Source organism: Janthinobacterium sp. GW460-12-1-14-LB5 (genome assembly GCF_059423585.1).
In genome coordinates this window covers 48,304-63,667 of the sequence record NZ_JBWKYD010000007.1, presented here as the reverse complement: position 1 = coordinate 63,667, position 15,364 = coordinate 48,304, and the positions used below count along the sequence as shown (strand labels likewise).

Below are 15,364 nucleotides of genomic sequence, written 5' to 3'. Positions count from 1 at the left end.
CCGCATCTCAAGGCTCGGCCCTCGCGATGCGGATGCAGCCGCCAGCAGCGGCCTGTTTACTCTTTACGGCTGGCGCTGCTGCTCTTGCTTTGAGCGGAGCCTGCTTGCGATGCGCTGCCGCTGGCCGAGCTTTCGCTGCCGGCCGACTGCTGGCTGCCCTGGTGGCTGGCGCTTTGCAGGCTTTGACCGTCACGGCTTTGCGCACCACGCTGCTGCTCGCGGCTGGCGCCATTTTGCTGGTAGGCCTGGAACGGTTCGGCCATGCGCTGCATCGCTTCCTGCTGCTTGCGCACGTTTTTCTCCGTTTCTTCCGAAGCCGTACGGGCCACTTCCTCGGCCAGGGCCTTGGCGGTGCGGCTCGTTTCATTCACATGACGCTCTGCCACATTGGCCAGTTCGACCTGCGTATCGGCTGCCAGGCGCGACACCTGTTGCTGGTATTTGCGCAGTTGCTCGGCGGCTGGCTGGCCCGAGGCGGCAGCCACCTGAAACACATCTTCAGCGCGCTCGACCGTCAGCAGGTTCTGGCTGGTGACCGTGCTTTCTTCCAGCAAGCCTTGCGCCAGTTGCATGTTCAGGTCACTGAAGTGCTGCACCGACTGGAACAACGACTTCGTCAAGCCATTGAAGAAAGCCAGTTGCGCTTCCAGGTGGTTTTTGGCGGCGGGGGTAACACTACGGGAATATGGATACATGGAGTTCCTCATTAGATAGCGGTTGGGTGGACACAAACAGATGGCGGCACCACCGACTACCGAACGCTTAGGCAGACGGCCGGGTTACGCCACGAAACGCGAAAAAACATATCCGATTGGTGGGACGATGCTTTGCAACGCGAGTCCCAAGGCTACGTGAGCACCGCAGGTGAGGCATGATCTGGATCAAAGGTGCGCTAGGCTGTGCAGAAAGTTTTGGCTGGACGGCTTGCCCTTGGCAAACGTCAGTAACGGAAAGGAAAATCTGTGCCAGGCAGGCTCAGCCAGCGGCGCCCGTGCCCGGCACGACGGGCTTGTAGCCACGGCTGCGCAGCGACGCTTCCAGCCAGCGGTTGCCATACCAGCCACGCGCCAGCAGGTAACTGAGTTCCGCACCGGCCATCAGCAGCATCATCGGGCCGATGCGCAATTCGCTGGCCAGATGGCTGCCAAACCACAGGCACGCATCCATCGCCAGCATGAGCAGCAACAGCCACCAGCGGCGCTTGGCCACGGCCCAGAACGAGCCCAGCAACAGGGCTGGCCAGGAAAAACCCGCCTTGACGTAGGCATAGCGGCCGGCATCGTCGGCAAACAGGGTGGCGCTGTGCTTCATGCTGCTCTCTTCAGGTAATGACCGGCCTCAAGGCTCGGGATGGTGGCAGACGGCTTCGACATTGTGGCCGTCCGGCCCCAGCACGAAAGCGCCATAATAATTCGGGTGATAGATGGCACGGATGCCGGGGGCGCCGTTATCCTTGCCGCCCGCCGCCAGCGCGGCCTGGTAAAACGCGTCCACCTGGGCACGGTTTGCCGCCGCGAAGGCGAGATGCATGCCGGCATGCGGCGTGCCGCCCGCGCCGAACCAGAAATCGGGCTTGCCATCCTTGCCCATGCCGACCCAGCCCTGCTCTTCCATCACCACCGATACGCCCAGGGGCGCCAGGGCGGCCGAAAAGAAGGCCTTGCTGGCCTGTGCATCGCTGACGTTCAAACCGATGTGATCAAGAATCATGATGGCGCTCCCTGGAAGTCGTGGAATAGAATTGCAGTATGCACCAACATTGCCTTTTAGGCAATCAACACTGCAGATCCGGCACACTTGCTCCAGGGATGCGCCATGCGCCTGCCTAGCGCAGGTTGCCCGTATGACCCAGCGAATAGCGGCCCGGCTGCGGCCACACGGTCAGGCCGTGCGGTTCCTGCCCAACTTTCACTTTCGACACGTCGCCGCTGTTCGTATCGATGCGGTACACCACGTCGTCGAAGCGGCCGGACAGCCACAGATACTTGCCGTCGGCGCTCACATTGCCCATGTCGGGGCTGCCGCCGCCGGGAATCGGCCAGTTCGACACGACTTTTTCCGTGGCGAAATCGATCACGCTGACGCTGCCCTTGCCCTTCGGCTTGCCATGGATGCGGTGCGTGCCGCGGTTAGCCACGTACAACTTTTTACCGTCGCGGCTCGGGTACAGGCCGTGCGCGCCCACGCCCGTCTGGATGAAGCCGATTTCCTTCAGCGTGGCGCCATCGACGATGTGCACGCCGTCGGCGTCCATGTCGGCGATAAAGAATTTCTTGCCGTCCGGCGAAATGCGTATGTCTTGCGGCATGCCCTTCTTGACGCTGCAGATTTCATTCGCCGGGCCGCCCACGGGGCCGGACTCGGCGAAGCGCTTGGCCGGCATCTGCAGTTTCAGGTAGCCGTCGACCTTGCGGCCCACCAGGTCGATCTTGGCAATGGTGCCGTCGAACTCGCAGGTAAACATGGCGTAGCGGCCGTCATTCGAGAAATCCGCATGGTTGATGCCGCCGCACTGGGGCGTATCGATCGAATACTGCACCGCCATGGTCTTCGGATCGCGGAAATCGAGGCGGTGGCGCGCTTCGGCCACGACGATGGCCGACTTGCCGTCCGGCGTGAAATACATATTGTAGGGATCGTCGACGGGCACTTCCTTGCCCGGTTTGCCCGTCAAGGGGTCGACCGGCGTCAGGCTGCCCTTGTCCGTGCGCTCGGCATTGTTCGCCACCCACAGGGTGCGCAAGTCCCACGACGGCACGACGTGCTGCGGGCCGCTGCCGACCTTGAACTTGTCGACCACTTTCAGGCTGTCCTGGTCGATCACGTAGACGTCGTTCGAGCGCAGATTGGGCACGTAGACGCGGCGCAAGTGATCCTTGACGACGGGGCTCATATTGCTGCTGCCGATGCTGCCGATGCTGCCGTACACGTTTTTCGGGTCCACCAGCGGCGGCATGCCCGGCAGCGGAGAATAAGCAGCCGCCGGCGCCGCGGCTACAGCGGCAGGGGCCGCTGTGCTGGCGCCGGTGACCTGGCTGGCCACGCCCAAGCCGGCCAGTGCGGCCGCCAGGACGGACAGGGTAACGATGGTGCGTCGTTGAGATGTTTTCATGTGTTTTCGCGTCATTTCATTGCAAAAGCCGGAAGTTCAGCACTCCCAGCGGAAAATTATTTATTACGTTGCAGCAGCTGCCTGATGGCGGCCACCGAGGTGTCCACCTGCAGCTTAATGCCGATCTGGCCCAGTTCAGCCGTGGCACGCGTGGCGTCGCCGCGCACGCCATCGGCCACACCGGGCTTCGGTCCGTGAGCCATGGCCTCGCTGCGCACGAGCGACGGGTCCGTCGCCAGCATCAGGGCCGCGTCCGCCAAGCCCGCGTGCAGGCCGATCTCGGCGCCGCTATGGCCGCGTTTCTGCAGTTCGGCAATAAATTGCGATTGCGTAATGTCATAGTAATCGAGCAAGGCATACGCACGTGCATCTTTCGCCGTGGAAGCTTTGCCCCAGGCCCGATTGAGCTTATTCGCCACATTCTGCTCGTTCTTCTGGTAACCGCCGTGATCACCGAGGAAGATGATGTCGCGAAAACCATGCTGGCGCAGGCTGGCGGCAGCCCCTTCCAGCACGGCTTCGAAGGCGGCCGGCGGTATCGAAATCGTGCCGGCGAAGCGCATGTGGCCGGCCGGTGGCGAAATCGCGCCTTCCGGCACGTAGGAAACAACGGGCGCGACGATGGTATTGCCCAGCTTTTGCGCGATCTGCCGCGCCAGCAGCCCGGCGCGCACATTGTGCTTGCCCAGCGCGATGTACGGTCCGCTTTGCTCGACGCCGCCGATGGGAATCAGCACCGTCGTGGCGCCATGGTCGATACGGCTGCGCAATTCCGTGCTGGTCAGTTCTTCCAGCATGACGCTGCCGCTGGCAGGCGTAGCGGCCATGACAGGCGCCGTAAGCAGCAGGCATGAAAACGTCAGGACGAACAGGGAAACGAGGGGCTTGCGTGAAATACGGAGCGTGGATGGCGCACAGGGCGCCGGTCGCTGGGGGAACTGCAGAGTCATAAGCCAACATCTTTCCGAGGTCAAAGGCGCCGTGCCCGGCCTTGCCAGGCAAGCTGGCTGCCACGCAGGAATTGTATTCCATCATGACGGGAACGGCACGTTAATTTGACGCGGTGCTTTGCAAGGAATTGACCAAGAGAAACTATCTGTCAGGCAGTGGTCGCCTTCGCCCTGCCCGCCTCGCCATCATGGAGGGTTTCGTTGCGTTTCTCGGCATAGGCCTTCAGCGCAAGCATCGTCCTGGGAAGCCCGTCCCTGACTTGCCTGGCAACGCCTGGCCCGAACAGAAAGGCAAGCGCACCAGTGAACCACACGCGGTGAACGACTTCCGATCCGCCATTGACGGCGGCAACCGTGTGCTCGAAGTGGATGCGGAACAGGGGGATGTGGCCCTCGACGGTGAACGAGCGGCCGGCCGTGCGCTCCGTGACCAGCATCGCAATACCCATCCCTTTATTCGGGACTATCCTGCCCTGTGTTCCAACAGCGAATGGCCCATTGAGCCCGGCTTGCTTTGTATCCGGATCCCACAGGTGCCATCGGTCGACTTCGCTCCAGATTTGATCGATGACCGTGGGCGTGACGGCAATGTGGATGCTTTCTTCGATTTGCGTCAATGGGGACTCTCCCTATTCATAGCAATATAATTAAATTCTGGCTGTACTTGCCGCAGACAGAGCCGGGCCATAACGACAGCCTTGTTTGGAGCCAGGCTTGAGCGGTAAGCCAGTGAGCAGGCGCGCTTGACAAGGCACAACCAGGCAAGCATGTCACACCTGGGCACGATGCTATCCTAAAAACGCTGACCGTGAGCACCTTGGACGTTGAGAAATGATGAACGCAACACACTGGAGGGTTGAAGAGCTAGAGCATCACACTGCGGATATCGTCTGGCTTGATGCCGAGGGTGCTCGCCGTGCCTATAATGTAGTGCGCCTTCATGATTCGAAGACGCATCACGGCCTGGACGTTAACACCGTGGGTGCACCGCCAAGATGAGCCTGCTATCATCGCGTGCATTCAACGCAACTACTATCGGAGTTCACAGTGACGGCATACATCCCCGCTTTGATCTGGCTGCTTTCGGCAGTGGCTTGCCACCTGATTGCCAAACGACGCCTTCTGAAAAAAACTGCGGTCAGGGACATGATAGTCGCTCTGACAGGCCCGTTTGCCATCCCCTGGCTTCTCATCGCAAAGCCCGAAAAACCCTAGCCACGCGAGCACCCGCAGGTTTGGACTGAACATCGGCAGTGGGGCGAAAACTGCTGGCGACGGCAGACGGCCAGGCGCAGCGGTCGCGCTTTTTACTCTCCCTTCAGCCGAGCTTAGCTACGCCGCTGATCATTTATATTAGGCTGCTCGTGAGAACAAATTTTCATTGCACCTCGATCGAAGATTATGGCAACGGCCGGTTAGCAATTGTTCGAGGCTCATTATCGTCGGGAACTGCTTCCCCAGGGATCTCGCTTCAGATTGGATTGAGCGGCACATTCGGCATGACGGTTCCAATCACCGACATACTCGATTCCGGCGAGCTATTGATTGACTGCGACGATCAGGAGGGCGTGGAGATGCTCCTTGCATTTGATGTGGCGAACGAAGATCTCGACCTTGGGTAGAATTCAATATCGTCAAGCCTGCGTTCAGATGTCCGTTTTGGGGCTGAACCTGCCGACGACTGCAACCGGCCAGAAGCGGTCAATCGATTTAACCTAGGGAACTTGATGAACGAAGCGTCGAACCAGCCCCGAACGAAATACGACAAACTGTTCAATGTCTTCGAGCAGTTCTATGCATCATTACCTGAACTGTCAGACCGACGAATTTCCGATCTGCGAGACTCATGGAATTTGGCAAAGGCACAGTATGAGAAGTTTCTTTCTGCAGGCGAATCGAAGTCGAGAATTGCTGCCGGCCTTGAGCAAGGCCTACGTGAATTGCCCTTGATCCTTGCGGATCTTGAACTAAAGAACCGTTTCCAAGTTGTAGCTGCGCTAAGCAGCGCCGTGCGTACGTTTTATCCAGATTTCGCTGCCAAGGAAGCTAAACGCCTTGAAGAGATTCTGACAACCGGCAAGATCCGGGGGGAGAACCAATTCTATCTTGTGCGGCATCGGATCGACGAACTTGAAGGTTCTGGCGATTCTGAAACACAATTAAGCAAATTGTATAGTTTGGTCGATGAGTTCGAGGCGCGGCCCCGCAGATGACCTTGGCACAGACGTGGCCGTCCGCTATGGGGCGGACCCCGCCAACAGCGGCAACCGGCCAAGAGCAGACTGTCATTTTTATAGCCGGAAAACAGGATAGTATTGATGGTTAGCATCGAGATAGTGAAGAGAAAGGCTGTTCGACTACAGTATCGTGAGCTCTTCGATGCGCTATCAAAGCTACTGTTCGAGGCTGACCCAATTGGTATTAATTTTGAAACGAACACAGACGAATACGAACCAGAGGTCGGGACAATTATTCTCCGACTGAGATATGCCAAATCTGAAGCCGATGTGCAACTTATAGTTCACGAGGAATTTTGTAGATGGTTCGACAGCGAGACTGCCGGGCCGATAACCGATTATCGTGACCTCGCTTCTCAAATTTGGGATGAATGGCTACGATGCAAATAATTGCAGTGGGGCTGACGGCGGCCTTCGGCTGCGAAGAAATGGAGAAGACGCATTAATTCAGGCCTACATTGGGCTGCCTTATGAGCAGAGTGGTGCTTGGGCGTGTCCGGCGGCCCTGATAGGCGTTGACGAAAGATATCCAGATATTGTGGGTGAAAGCTCCATGCAGGCGGTACATCTTGCCATCAGGCTGATTCGGCAGCGCATTGGGTATCTGCTTGATGCAGGCGAAGTGCTAGTTTACCCAAGTGAGCGGGATAGTCGCTGGGATATCGAATCTCTAAACGCCGTATTTGGCCCGGGGTGATTTTTTAGACGGCAAGCGGCCAGAAGCGGACGATCACGGCAAGCGCATTGGAAACACGATGACTCAAACAGAGCAGTTCGAATTGACAATTAATGGAAGCGTGCCAGATTGGACGGAATCGATATGTGAGGGCTTCGTCTGTGAGTCTTTGCATATCAAAGGTGAACCGCCTGTGCCCGCGAATGTAAGTTACTTAAAATTCAACGGAGCTTGGTTTCGTCTCTATTTTGAATTTCGATGCGTATTCTGGCGCAGCTTTGAAGGGCAATTTCTTCCGTGGAATGCAGAGGCGCCGTGGACTGAGTACGTGGATCTGGCTGATGAACTCAAGATTGTTGGGCAACGTCTTGTGTCATGCGTAGCTAGCGCGACCGCCAAAGGTAGTGTGGTAGCGTTTGTCTTCGAAAGCGGATTGACAGTACTCATCCAGGATAGAGATGATCGGACTTCCTTTGAAATCACTTACCCTCTGCAGACAGGCTCGTTCGACTAGAGAGGCTGCCTCCGGCCAGAAGCGGACGACTGACATGACCCTTCATTACTCAAATTAAGTATGCCAAGTTACGTAAAAAGACACTGGGACGAGACTAGAGGTGACAGGTACGATGCATGGGGCACGTCCTGGTGGTACTTTGAAGTCGATGGTGCGGGCTGGGTTACCCGACAAATTGAACAGTACGATTCTGGTCCGCTGCTTTGCTATAGTGTCGACAATGAGAGTGATGAATTTGGCGGGATATCAGAAAAACCTCTCGATTTATCAGAGCCAGGGTACAGTGCGATTTCCCATCAAGAGTTCGAATTAATTTGGAGAGCCGCGTAGTGCTTCCGTTATCGGCCAAGAGCAGACGAAGTGGCAAGGGAATGACAGAATGTACCAATCGAAAAAAATTGAACCGTTGACTGCTTTTTTCTGACGACGTTAATATCAATAGGCTATGTTTGTCTGATCTTTCCGTTGTTGGAGCTGTTCCGCGCGCCGCAGATACTAGGTCATGTCATGAGCGTTTGGTTTCCCTGCTTACTCGCAGCCTTGGTATATGTATTACTGACTGGCCGCGTATCGACGACGAAGCTGGCGTTATATTGGTGCACGCTTGCCGCTGCCGTTCTTGCACCCGCTGCTGCATGGGCGGTCTATTTTTTTGTTGGTTTCGTCTTCTTAGGTCGGCAGATGTGAATGCGACCGATTACGGCCAGTAACGGACATTCGCCGCCCGTGGCGAACTAGGGGAAATAATGAGTGATGTGCGCAGCATAGCAGGTCGGCAATACGAACTGCTATTCGGCAGTGATGTGATTCGGGACGGGGTGTTTCTCGAACTGTCAGAACTTGCCGATGGCGTGAGAGACATAATGGCTGAGGCATTTTTTTACGATGAGCTTGGTTACGTCGTCTTTAACGCGTATCGTTTAGAAATACCATACCCACTAATCATGTGGTTGTACGATGCTGTACTCAAAGAGGGCTGGCCACTCGATGAATATAAGTCTTGAGTGCATTTAAGACGTACTTACTCGCGAACTTCGGCACTCGGCCAGCAGCTGCCATTTGATTAAAAAGCTTTTAAATTTTTGTTGAATTTCTTTGGTAGACACATAAAAAGGGGGAGTGGCATGGAACATCTTTTTGATTTGCCAGCGGCTGAATTATGCAAAATTCTTTCAAATCCTGGAACCTTGAGTAATCTTGAGCTAGCTGTCCGACGTCTTTTGGAAAAAATGTACTCGCCTGCAGAGCTTTTGACAATAAAGGAGCGAGCTTGTTTAGATGCTTCTCCATCTAAAGTAATAGGAGTCGGACAAGTACGGCGGCTGTAGTGCCGATGGCGAATTTTAAAATCGTTGGTTGTAGGTGGCGTGAAGGCAGCGCCGCAACTTCTACCAACCAGAAGCGGTCGGTGAGTCTACCCATGATAAATTGGAGACACAATGTATATTCAAGAAGTCGAAATTTTTTCTGATGCATCGAACGCCGTTGTAATGCGCCATCCACAGCGTAATTTCCCCGGGTGCCTGATTCAAGGCGATACACTGAGTGTCTTGCTTCAGTCTCTGAAAGTAGTGCAGTCTGAAGCGGCGTGCCTAAGTGAAGAGGCTGCAGGAGAACTCGCTGACACTGTTGAGCAGCTATCTGACCTGGTGTCTCACTACAAGGTCACGTTAATGAGCAACAATATTTCTCTTCCGTTTAGCGACTGAGCATATTCGCTCTTTTGTGAAAACGGCGAGCGTCTGCTTTGGGGCGTAAGCGGACTCACGCGCCCAAAAGTCAGGCTGATACCCTGACTGCAGCGGAAACAGACGGCGCCGCCCACCTTCCCTTCCGCCCTACCCGCCCGGGCAACTTGACGACCCTCGCCACAGGCGCAGCACGTCCACGCTCGCGCACCGGACGGTTGCGCCGCAAAAAAAACCCCGGCGTACCGGGGCAGTCACAAAGTTTAAGCACGGGCGCTGCGGCCCGGCAGCGCCAGGCGCCGGCTGGCCGTTGCCGGGGCCGGCAAGCCGCCCGCCACTTTCAACGGTTTTGCCTGGGCATCGCCGCGCAGGCGGAACACGGCTACCACGTCGACCAGTTCGACGGCGCGGTCTTGCAGCGAGGATGCGGCTGCAGCCGCCTCTTCCACCAGAGCCGCGTTTTGCTGGGTGACCTGGTCCATTTGCGAAATGGCCTGGTTCACTTGCTCGATGCCGGCGCTTTGCTCGTGGCTGGCGTTGGCGATATCGCCCATGATGTCCGTCACGCGGCGGATGCTGGCGACAATTTCTTCCATCGTCGCGCCCGCCTGGTCGACCAGCGCGCTGCCCGTGTTGACTTTATCCACGGAATCCTCGATCAAGCCCTTGATTTCCTTGGCGGCCGCCGCCGAGCGCTGCGCCAGGTTGCGCACTTCCGTGGCCACGACGGCGAAGCCGCGGCCCTGTTCGCCCGCGCGGGCCGCCTCGACGGCAGCGTTCAGCGCCAAAATGTTGGTTTGGAAGGCAATGCCGTCGATCACGCCGATAATGTCGGCGATCTTCTTCGCCGATTCGTTGATCGAACCCATTGTGCCCACCACTTGCGCCACCACGGCGCCACCCTTGCGGGCCACGTCCGAGGCGGACACGGCCAGGGTATTCGCCTGGCGCGCATTGTCCGTATTCTGGCGCACGGCCGAGGTCAGCTCTTCCAGGCTGGAGGCCGTTTCTTCCAGCGACGACGCCTGCTGCTCCGTGCGCACGGACAAGTCCGCGTTGCCGGCGGAAATCTGCGCGGCCGCCACGCTGACCGTATCGGCCGAGGCGCGCACGGTGGCGATCACGCCGACGATGCGTTCCAGGAATTTATTGAAGGCAGTGGCCGTGCGGCCCACTTCATCCATGCGCTCGACGGGCATGGCGGCGGACAGGTCCAGCGAGGCGCTGACCCTCTCCAGGGTGTGTTCGATATTGCCCAGGCCGCCGCTGATGGTGCGGTAGATATGCCAGGCCAGCGCGCCCGTCAGCAGCACGGCCACGCCCAGCACGGCCAGCATGGTGTTGAACGCCGTGTCGTAGGCGGCCAGGCTTTCGGCCTTCACGTCATCGACCAGCTTGTTGTTGTAGGCGATATGGTCATCCATGCTCTTTTTCGCGGCGGCGGCCGTGATGGCCAGCGGCGTGCCAGCGAGCAAGGTGGCGCGTACGCCATCCATGTCGCCCGCGTAGGCGGCGGCGAAGAACGGCACGAGCGCGCGGCGGTAGGCTTCCATGGCGGCCTGGTCGGCGTCGAGCATCTTGCTGTCCGTCGCGTCGTACAGGCGCTCGGCGCGGTAGGTGGCGATGACCTTGTCAAAATTCGTGTTGGCATCGGCCACGGCCTTGTCCAGCGCCGTCTTGTCGGCCAGGTTCGAGAACACGGACAGGCGGTAGCCGGCCAGGCGCGAGTCCGCCAGGAAACCCTTGGCCGCATTCAAGCCCTGGATACTGGGAATGATGCGGTTTTGCACGGTGTCAAAGCGCTCCTGGGCGCGCTGCAGCTGGATGGCGCCGCCAGCCCCCAGCAATAGCAAGGCCAACAAGGCGATGGTGAGGGTCAGAATTAATTGCTTGGTGATATTCATGGTGTTTCACAGTCAAAAAAGCAGCCTGGCAAGGCCAGGCGGGATGAGTAGCTGCCGATCGGGTGGCCGGGACCGGTTGCAGGCGGGGTCAGCTTAGGCCGCCAGCGGGGCAGCGTCGGGCGTGCGGCGCAGCAAGTCGCCATGTTCGCGGCAAAACGCCAGGCCCGCCTTGTGGCCCACGTCGAACAGCAGCTGCATGTTCGAGCTGGACCAGTCCAGGGTGTCGGGCCAATGCTGCTCCGGGATGCCGCCCATCAAGTCGAGCTTGAGCAAACGCCGCTTGGGCTGGCCCGTGCTTCTGTCCGTGTTGTGTTCAAGTTCGAACAGGCGCAGCTCGCTCTTGGAAATCTTTACCAGCGGCGTGATGATGGAGCGCACCCAGGCGTCGTACAGGTTGCGCGGCTTGCGCAGCAAGCGCTCGTCACCGAGGATGTCGAGGATGACCAGGGTGTCGGCGTCAGCGTGTTCGCCCTTGCCTTCGATAAACGGATCGAAATTGAGCGTATCGAGGGCCGCGCCTTCGATGTAGTCGTCGCCGGCAATGGTCGTGGGCGCATACAGGAAAGGGAACGACAGGGCCGCGCGCACGTGAATCGGTTCGATCTCGTGCTTGCCCCAGATTTGCATGCGGTGCTCGCTGAGGTTGTAGGCATTGATGTAGAAATCGGGACGCATGCGCGCCACGCCCGAGAAATCCACGGCTTTTTCCAGGAAGGGCAAGTGCGCGCACAAGCCCAGGCTTTTCGCCGACAGGTCCGATGGCGACAGCGACGACACCATCAATTTCCCCCAGTCCGACCAGGCCGTGGGCACGCCCGCAAACGTTTGCTGGAAGGCCTGAAAAAAAGGATTGTTGGCCGGCGGCTGGAAAGCGTCGCGGAAAGTGCTCGCGTGCATGCCAGGCTTCTGGAAGACCTTGTAGTTGATCGGAATCATCTTGTAGATGCTGTCAGCCACGCCCGTGTCGGCCCAGCTTTGCAGCGCCTGGCGCGGCGTGGATTCGTGCGGTGTCGTGTAAAGCAAACCCATCAGCACACCGGCGCCCGAGGCCGAGATGACGTCGAATTCGATGCCTTCGTCGAGAAACGCGGCCAGCGCGCCTGCGATCAAGGTGGAATTTGGTGCACCGCCACCAAGCAGCAGGCCCGTCTTGCGGGCCGCTGTCGCGGCTGGTGCCGGCTGTGGCGGCATCGTGCTTACTGTCTTCATGCACACTCCCTGAACGGAACCGGGCTCACGCCCTAATTGTTGGTTACTACATGCTTATTGTGCGTCATCTTGCACTTATCTCCACAACCATGAAGTTGATGCAATGTTGCGGAAACAGATATTAAATTAACATAAATAAATTCCTTATGGCAATTTAATTAACGCATGATAGGTATTCAGAAAGGGTATAAGTTGACGGCACGCGGCGTAGCGTGGTGCATCGCAGCAAATAAATATGCGGCAGTGTTAGGAAAAATCTCTTTGGGGTAGGAATATTCCTCAACCGGCCTCCACGGCGGTTGCCAGGCCGTTCAGGGGACGGGAGGTGGTGCTGAAAAATGCAGGTGGGTACACAGATGGTCAACAAAGACGCGGATTTTCGGTGACAGATGGCGGCTCGATGGCCACAGCACCCAGAACTTGCTCGAGTACGCCAGATACTCGCCCAGCACTGCTTGCAGTTCGCCACGCGCGATCGCGTCGCGCACGATAAAGTCAGGTAAATAGGCGAGGCCCACGCCCTGCGCGGCGGCGCCGATCAGGGCCTCGATATTGTTGCAGGTCAAGGCGGTCGGCAAGCGCAGTTCGCCGCCGTCGCCCTCGGCACGCTGCAGTGCCCATTCCTGCAACTTGCCCGTGGTGGGAAATTTATAGCGCACGCAGGCATGGCCTTCCAGCGCGCGCGGCGTGGCCGGCACGCCATGGCGGGCGAAGTACGCGGGAGAACCGACGATGGCAAAGGCAAACGGCCCCAGCTCGCGCGCCATCAGCCGCGAATCCGTCAAGGTGCCGCTGCGCACGGCCACGTCGATGCCTTCGGCCACCACGTCGACCAGGCGGTCGTTGAAGTCGAGGTCGAGCTCGATCTCCGGGTACTGCCGGGTAAAGTCCGCCAGCAGGGGCAGGATGATGCGGTAGCCGATCACGGGCAGGCTGACGCGCAGCTTGCCGCGTGGCGCCTCGGCCAGGTGCGACAATTCCGCCTCCGCATCGCCGAGGTCGGCCAGGATGCGCTGGCAGCGCTCATAGAACAGCGCGCCCTCGTTGCTCAGGCTGATTCGCCGCGTGCTGCGGTTAAGCAGGCGCACGCCCAGCTTTTCTTCCAGCCGCGCCACGCTCTTGCCCACGGCCGAGGCCGACACCCCGAGCAGCCGCCCGGCCGCCACATAACTGGAAGTTTCCGCCGCGCGCACGAAGGCGGCGATGCCGTTCAGATTATCCATATCTTCTCGATTAAGGAATATTTGTCCGTTATGAGTGGATTTTCAGCCACTTTTTCATGGATTGCGTCCATATTATCATCGAATCCCCTCTTTCTGGAATCAATCCCATGGATACGAATCTTCCCGCGCATGTCCCGGACCAAGCGGCTGCACGGCGTCTGCTGGTGCTGGCCGCCGTTTGCCTGGCGGCCCTGTGCATGCCGCTCAGTTTTACGGGCCCGGCCATCGCCATTCCCGCCATCGCCGCCGAACTGCGCGGCACGCCGCTGGCGCTGGCGTGGATCACGAATGCCTTCATGCTCAGCTTTGGCGGCTGCCTGATGGTGGCCGGCGCGCTGGCCGACCGCTATGGCCGCAAGCGCGTGTTCTTGCTGGGCATGGGCGTGTTTTCCGCCGCCGCGCTGGCGCTGGCGGCGGCGCCGTCCATTGCCCTGCTCGACGTGCTGCGCGCCGTCCAGGGCCTGGGCTGCGCCATGGCCCTGTCAAGCGGACTGGCGGCCCTGGCGCAGGAATTCGACGGCCCCGCCCGCGCGCGGGCCTTCAGCCTGATCGGCACGGCCTTCGGCGTGGGCCTGGCCTTCGGCCCCTTCCTGGCCGGCACCTTGATCACGCACACGGGCTGGCGTGCCATTTTTGCATCCACGGCCGTGGCCGGCCTGGCCGCCCTGCTGGCCGCCGCGCGCGCCATGCGCGAATCGCGCGACCCGCAGGCGCAAGGCGTCGATTGGCCCGGCGCCCTGACGTTTACAGGCGCCTTGTCGCTGTTTACCTATGGTTTGCTGCAGGCACCGCACAAAGGCTGGGGCAGCGCGGCCAGCCTGGGCCTGCTCGGCGGCGCGGCCTTGCTGCTGGCCGCGTTCATCCGCGTGGAACGGCGCGCCGCGCGGCCCATGCTGGACTTGACCCTGTTCCGCCTGCCCGCCTTTGCCGGTGTGCAACTGCTGGCGGCCGCGCCCGCGTTTTCCTTTGTCGTGCTGCTGGTATTGTTGCCGGCCCGCTTCATCGGCATCGAAGGCTATAGCGCGCTGGAGGCGGGACGCATGATGATCGCCCTGTCGGCGCCCATGCTGGTGCTGCCCATCCTGGCCGGCATGGCGGCGCAGCGCATTGCCTCCGCGCACATCTGCGCCAGCGGCCTGCTGCTGGCGGCGGGCGGCTTGCTGTGGCTGTCGACATGCGCGCCGGGCCAACCGTCCGTCAGCTTGCTGGGTCCGCTGCTGCTGATCGGCTGCGGCATCAGCCTGCCCTGGGGCTTGATGGATGGCCTGGCCATCAGCGTCGTGCCCGTCGAGCGGGCCGGCATGGCGGCCGGCATCTTCAATACGACGCGCGTGGCGGGCGAAGGCCTGGCGCTGGCCATCGTCAGCGCGCTGCTGGGCACGCTCACTGTCGCGGCGCTGGGCAGCGCCGGCATTCCCGGCATCGGCGCGCAACAGGCGGCGCACGCGGGCCCCTTCCTGGCGCTGGGCGAGCTGCGCCATGCGGCCACCCTGTTGCCGCAGGCGGGCGCGGCCGAACTGGCGCAAGCGTACGGCACGGCCTTCCGCCACTTGCTGTATGTGCTGGCCAGCATCACGACGGCGTCGGCCCTGCTGATCCTGGCCTTCTTGCGCCATCCGGCCGTTGCCGCAACGGACACGGCCGCCCTGTCCGCCTGCAAGACACAGCAATAATTCACCATCGCAGTTTCTCTTGCCGTACACGGCGGCGCCCACGCGCCGCCCTCTTCCCTGATGTTTCTCCGCAACACCTAAAAAGTTTTCAAAGATAAAACCAGTTTACTGATCAAAGCGCTTTGAACTATACTCAAAGCGCTTTGAAACATAACTAAAGCGCTTTGGCTGTGCGAAG

The 15,364-nt window shown here is 59.5% G+C and carries 16 protein-coding genes; 7 read left to right on the top strand and 9 right to left on the bottom strand.

What is annotated here, in order from left to right:
* Positions 1–56: 56 nt before the first annotated feature.
* The 6 genes from AC07X6_RS08835 to AC07X6_RS08810 all read right to left on the bottom strand — a co-directional run bounded on the left by AC07X6_RS08835 (position 57) and on the right by AC07X6_RS08810 (position 4,679).
* Positions 57–695, bottom strand: a complete 639-nt coding sequence (locus tag AC07X6_RS08835) for a phasin family protein (RefSeq protein WP_230540899.1) — start codon at positions 693–695, stop codon at positions 57–59.
* A 280-nt stretch (positions 696–975) separates the two neighbouring features.
* On the bottom strand, positions 976–1,311 hold the full coding sequence (locus tag AC07X6_RS08830; RefSeq protein ID WP_230540900.1) for a hypothetical protein: 336 nt from the start codon (positions 1,309–1,311) through the stop codon (positions 976–978).
* A gap of 27 nt (positions 1,312–1,338) precedes the next feature.
* On the bottom strand, positions 1,339–1,710 hold the full coding sequence (locus AC07X6_RS08825; protein ID WP_230540901.1) for a VOC family protein: 372 nt from the start codon (positions 1,708–1,710) through the stop codon (positions 1,339–1,341).
* A gap of 115 nt (positions 1,711–1,825) precedes the next feature.
* The gene (locus AC07X6_RS08820) at positions 1,826–3,112 is read right to left on the bottom strand and encodes a YncE family protein (RefSeq protein ID WP_494790702.1); all 1,287 of its coding nucleotides are present in this window, start codon (positions 3,110–3,112) and stop codon (positions 1,826–1,828) included.
* 56 nt (positions 3,113–3,168) lie between these two features.
* Positions 3,169–3,939, bottom strand: coding sequence for a creatininase family protein (locus AC07X6_RS08815; RefSeq protein ID WP_494790701.1), 771 nt, complete (start codon positions 3,937–3,939; stop codon positions 3,169–3,171).
* 272 nt (positions 3,940–4,211) lie between these two features.
* Positions 4,212–4,679 (bottom strand): SRPBCC family protein, encoded by a 468-nt coding sequence (locus AC07X6_RS08810; RefSeq protein ID WP_494790700.1) that lies wholly within the window; start codon positions 4,677–4,679, stop codon positions 4,212–4,214.
* Positions 4,680–5,315: 636 nt separating this feature from the next.
* Between AC07X6_RS08810 and AC07X6_RS08805 the strand changes: the two genes are divergently transcribed.
* From AC07X6_RS08805 to AC07X6_RS08780, 6 genes are all read left to right on the top strand, one after another.
* Complete coding sequence (locus AC07X6_RS08805) at positions 5,316–5,684, top strand: hypothetical protein (RefSeq protein ID WP_494790699.1); 369 nt, start codon at positions 5,316–5,318, stop codon at positions 5,682–5,684.
* Positions 5,685–5,789: 105 nt separating this feature from the next.
* Positions 5,790–6,275 carry a hypothetical protein gene (locus tag AC07X6_RS08800; RefSeq protein ID WP_494790698.1) on the top strand — a complete coding sequence of 162 codons (486 nt, stop codon included), beginning with the start codon at positions 5,790–5,792 and terminating at the stop codon, positions 6,273–6,275.
* 367 nt (positions 6,276–6,642) lie between these two features.
* On the top strand, positions 6,643–6,996 hold the full coding sequence (locus AC07X6_RS08795) for a hypothetical protein (RefSeq protein ID WP_494790697.1): 354 nt from the start codon (positions 6,643–6,645) through the stop codon (positions 6,994–6,996).
* 58 nt (positions 6,997–7,054) lie between these two features.
* Entirely contained in the window at positions 7,055–7,489 is a 435-nt protein-coding gene (locus AC07X6_RS08790) for a hypothetical protein (RefSeq protein ID WP_494790696.1), read from the top strand.
* A gap of 746 nt (positions 7,490–8,235) precedes the next feature.
* Positions 8,236–8,493: a hypothetical protein gene (locus tag AC07X6_RS08785; RefSeq protein WP_034785554.1), complete on the top strand. Its 258-nt coding sequence runs from the start codon at positions 8,236–8,238 to the stop codon at positions 8,491–8,493.
* A gap of 435 nt (positions 8,494–8,928) precedes the next feature.
* Positions 8,929–9,198 carry a DUF6959 family protein gene (locus AC07X6_RS08780; protein WP_034754744.1) on the top strand — a complete coding sequence of 90 codons (270 nt, stop codon included), beginning with the start codon at positions 8,929–8,931 and terminating at the stop codon, positions 9,196–9,198.
* A gap of 242 nt (positions 9,199–9,440) precedes the next feature.
* Here the strand turns inward: AC07X6_RS08780 and AC07X6_RS08775 are convergent, their stop codons facing one another.
* The 3 genes from AC07X6_RS08775 to AC07X6_RS08765 form a co-directional block, all read right to left on the bottom strand.
* Positions 9,441–11,081: a methyl-accepting chemotaxis protein gene (locus AC07X6_RS08775; RefSeq protein WP_494790695.1), complete on the bottom strand. Its 1,641-nt coding sequence runs from the start codon at positions 11,079–11,081 to the stop codon at positions 9,441–9,443.
* A 93-nt stretch (positions 11,082–11,174) separates the two neighbouring features.
* Positions 11,175–12,290: a patatin-like phospholipase family protein gene (locus AC07X6_RS08770; RefSeq protein WP_494790694.1), complete on the bottom strand. Its 1,116-nt coding sequence runs from the start codon at positions 12,288–12,290 to the stop codon at positions 11,175–11,177.
* 311 nt (positions 12,291–12,601) lie between these two features.
* Positions 12,602–13,513, bottom strand: a complete 912-nt coding sequence (locus tag AC07X6_RS08765; RefSeq protein ID WP_230540909.1) for a LysR family transcriptional regulator — start codon at positions 13,511–13,513, stop codon at positions 12,602–12,604.
* 107 nt (positions 13,514–13,620) lie between these two features.
* Between AC07X6_RS08765 and AC07X6_RS08760 the strand changes: the two genes are divergently transcribed.
* On the top strand, positions 13,621–15,186 hold the full coding sequence (locus AC07X6_RS08760; RefSeq protein ID WP_494790693.1) for an MFS transporter: 1,566 nt from the start codon (positions 13,621–13,623) through the stop codon (positions 15,184–15,186).
* The last annotated feature ends 178 nt before the right edge of the window (positions 15,187–15,364 follow it).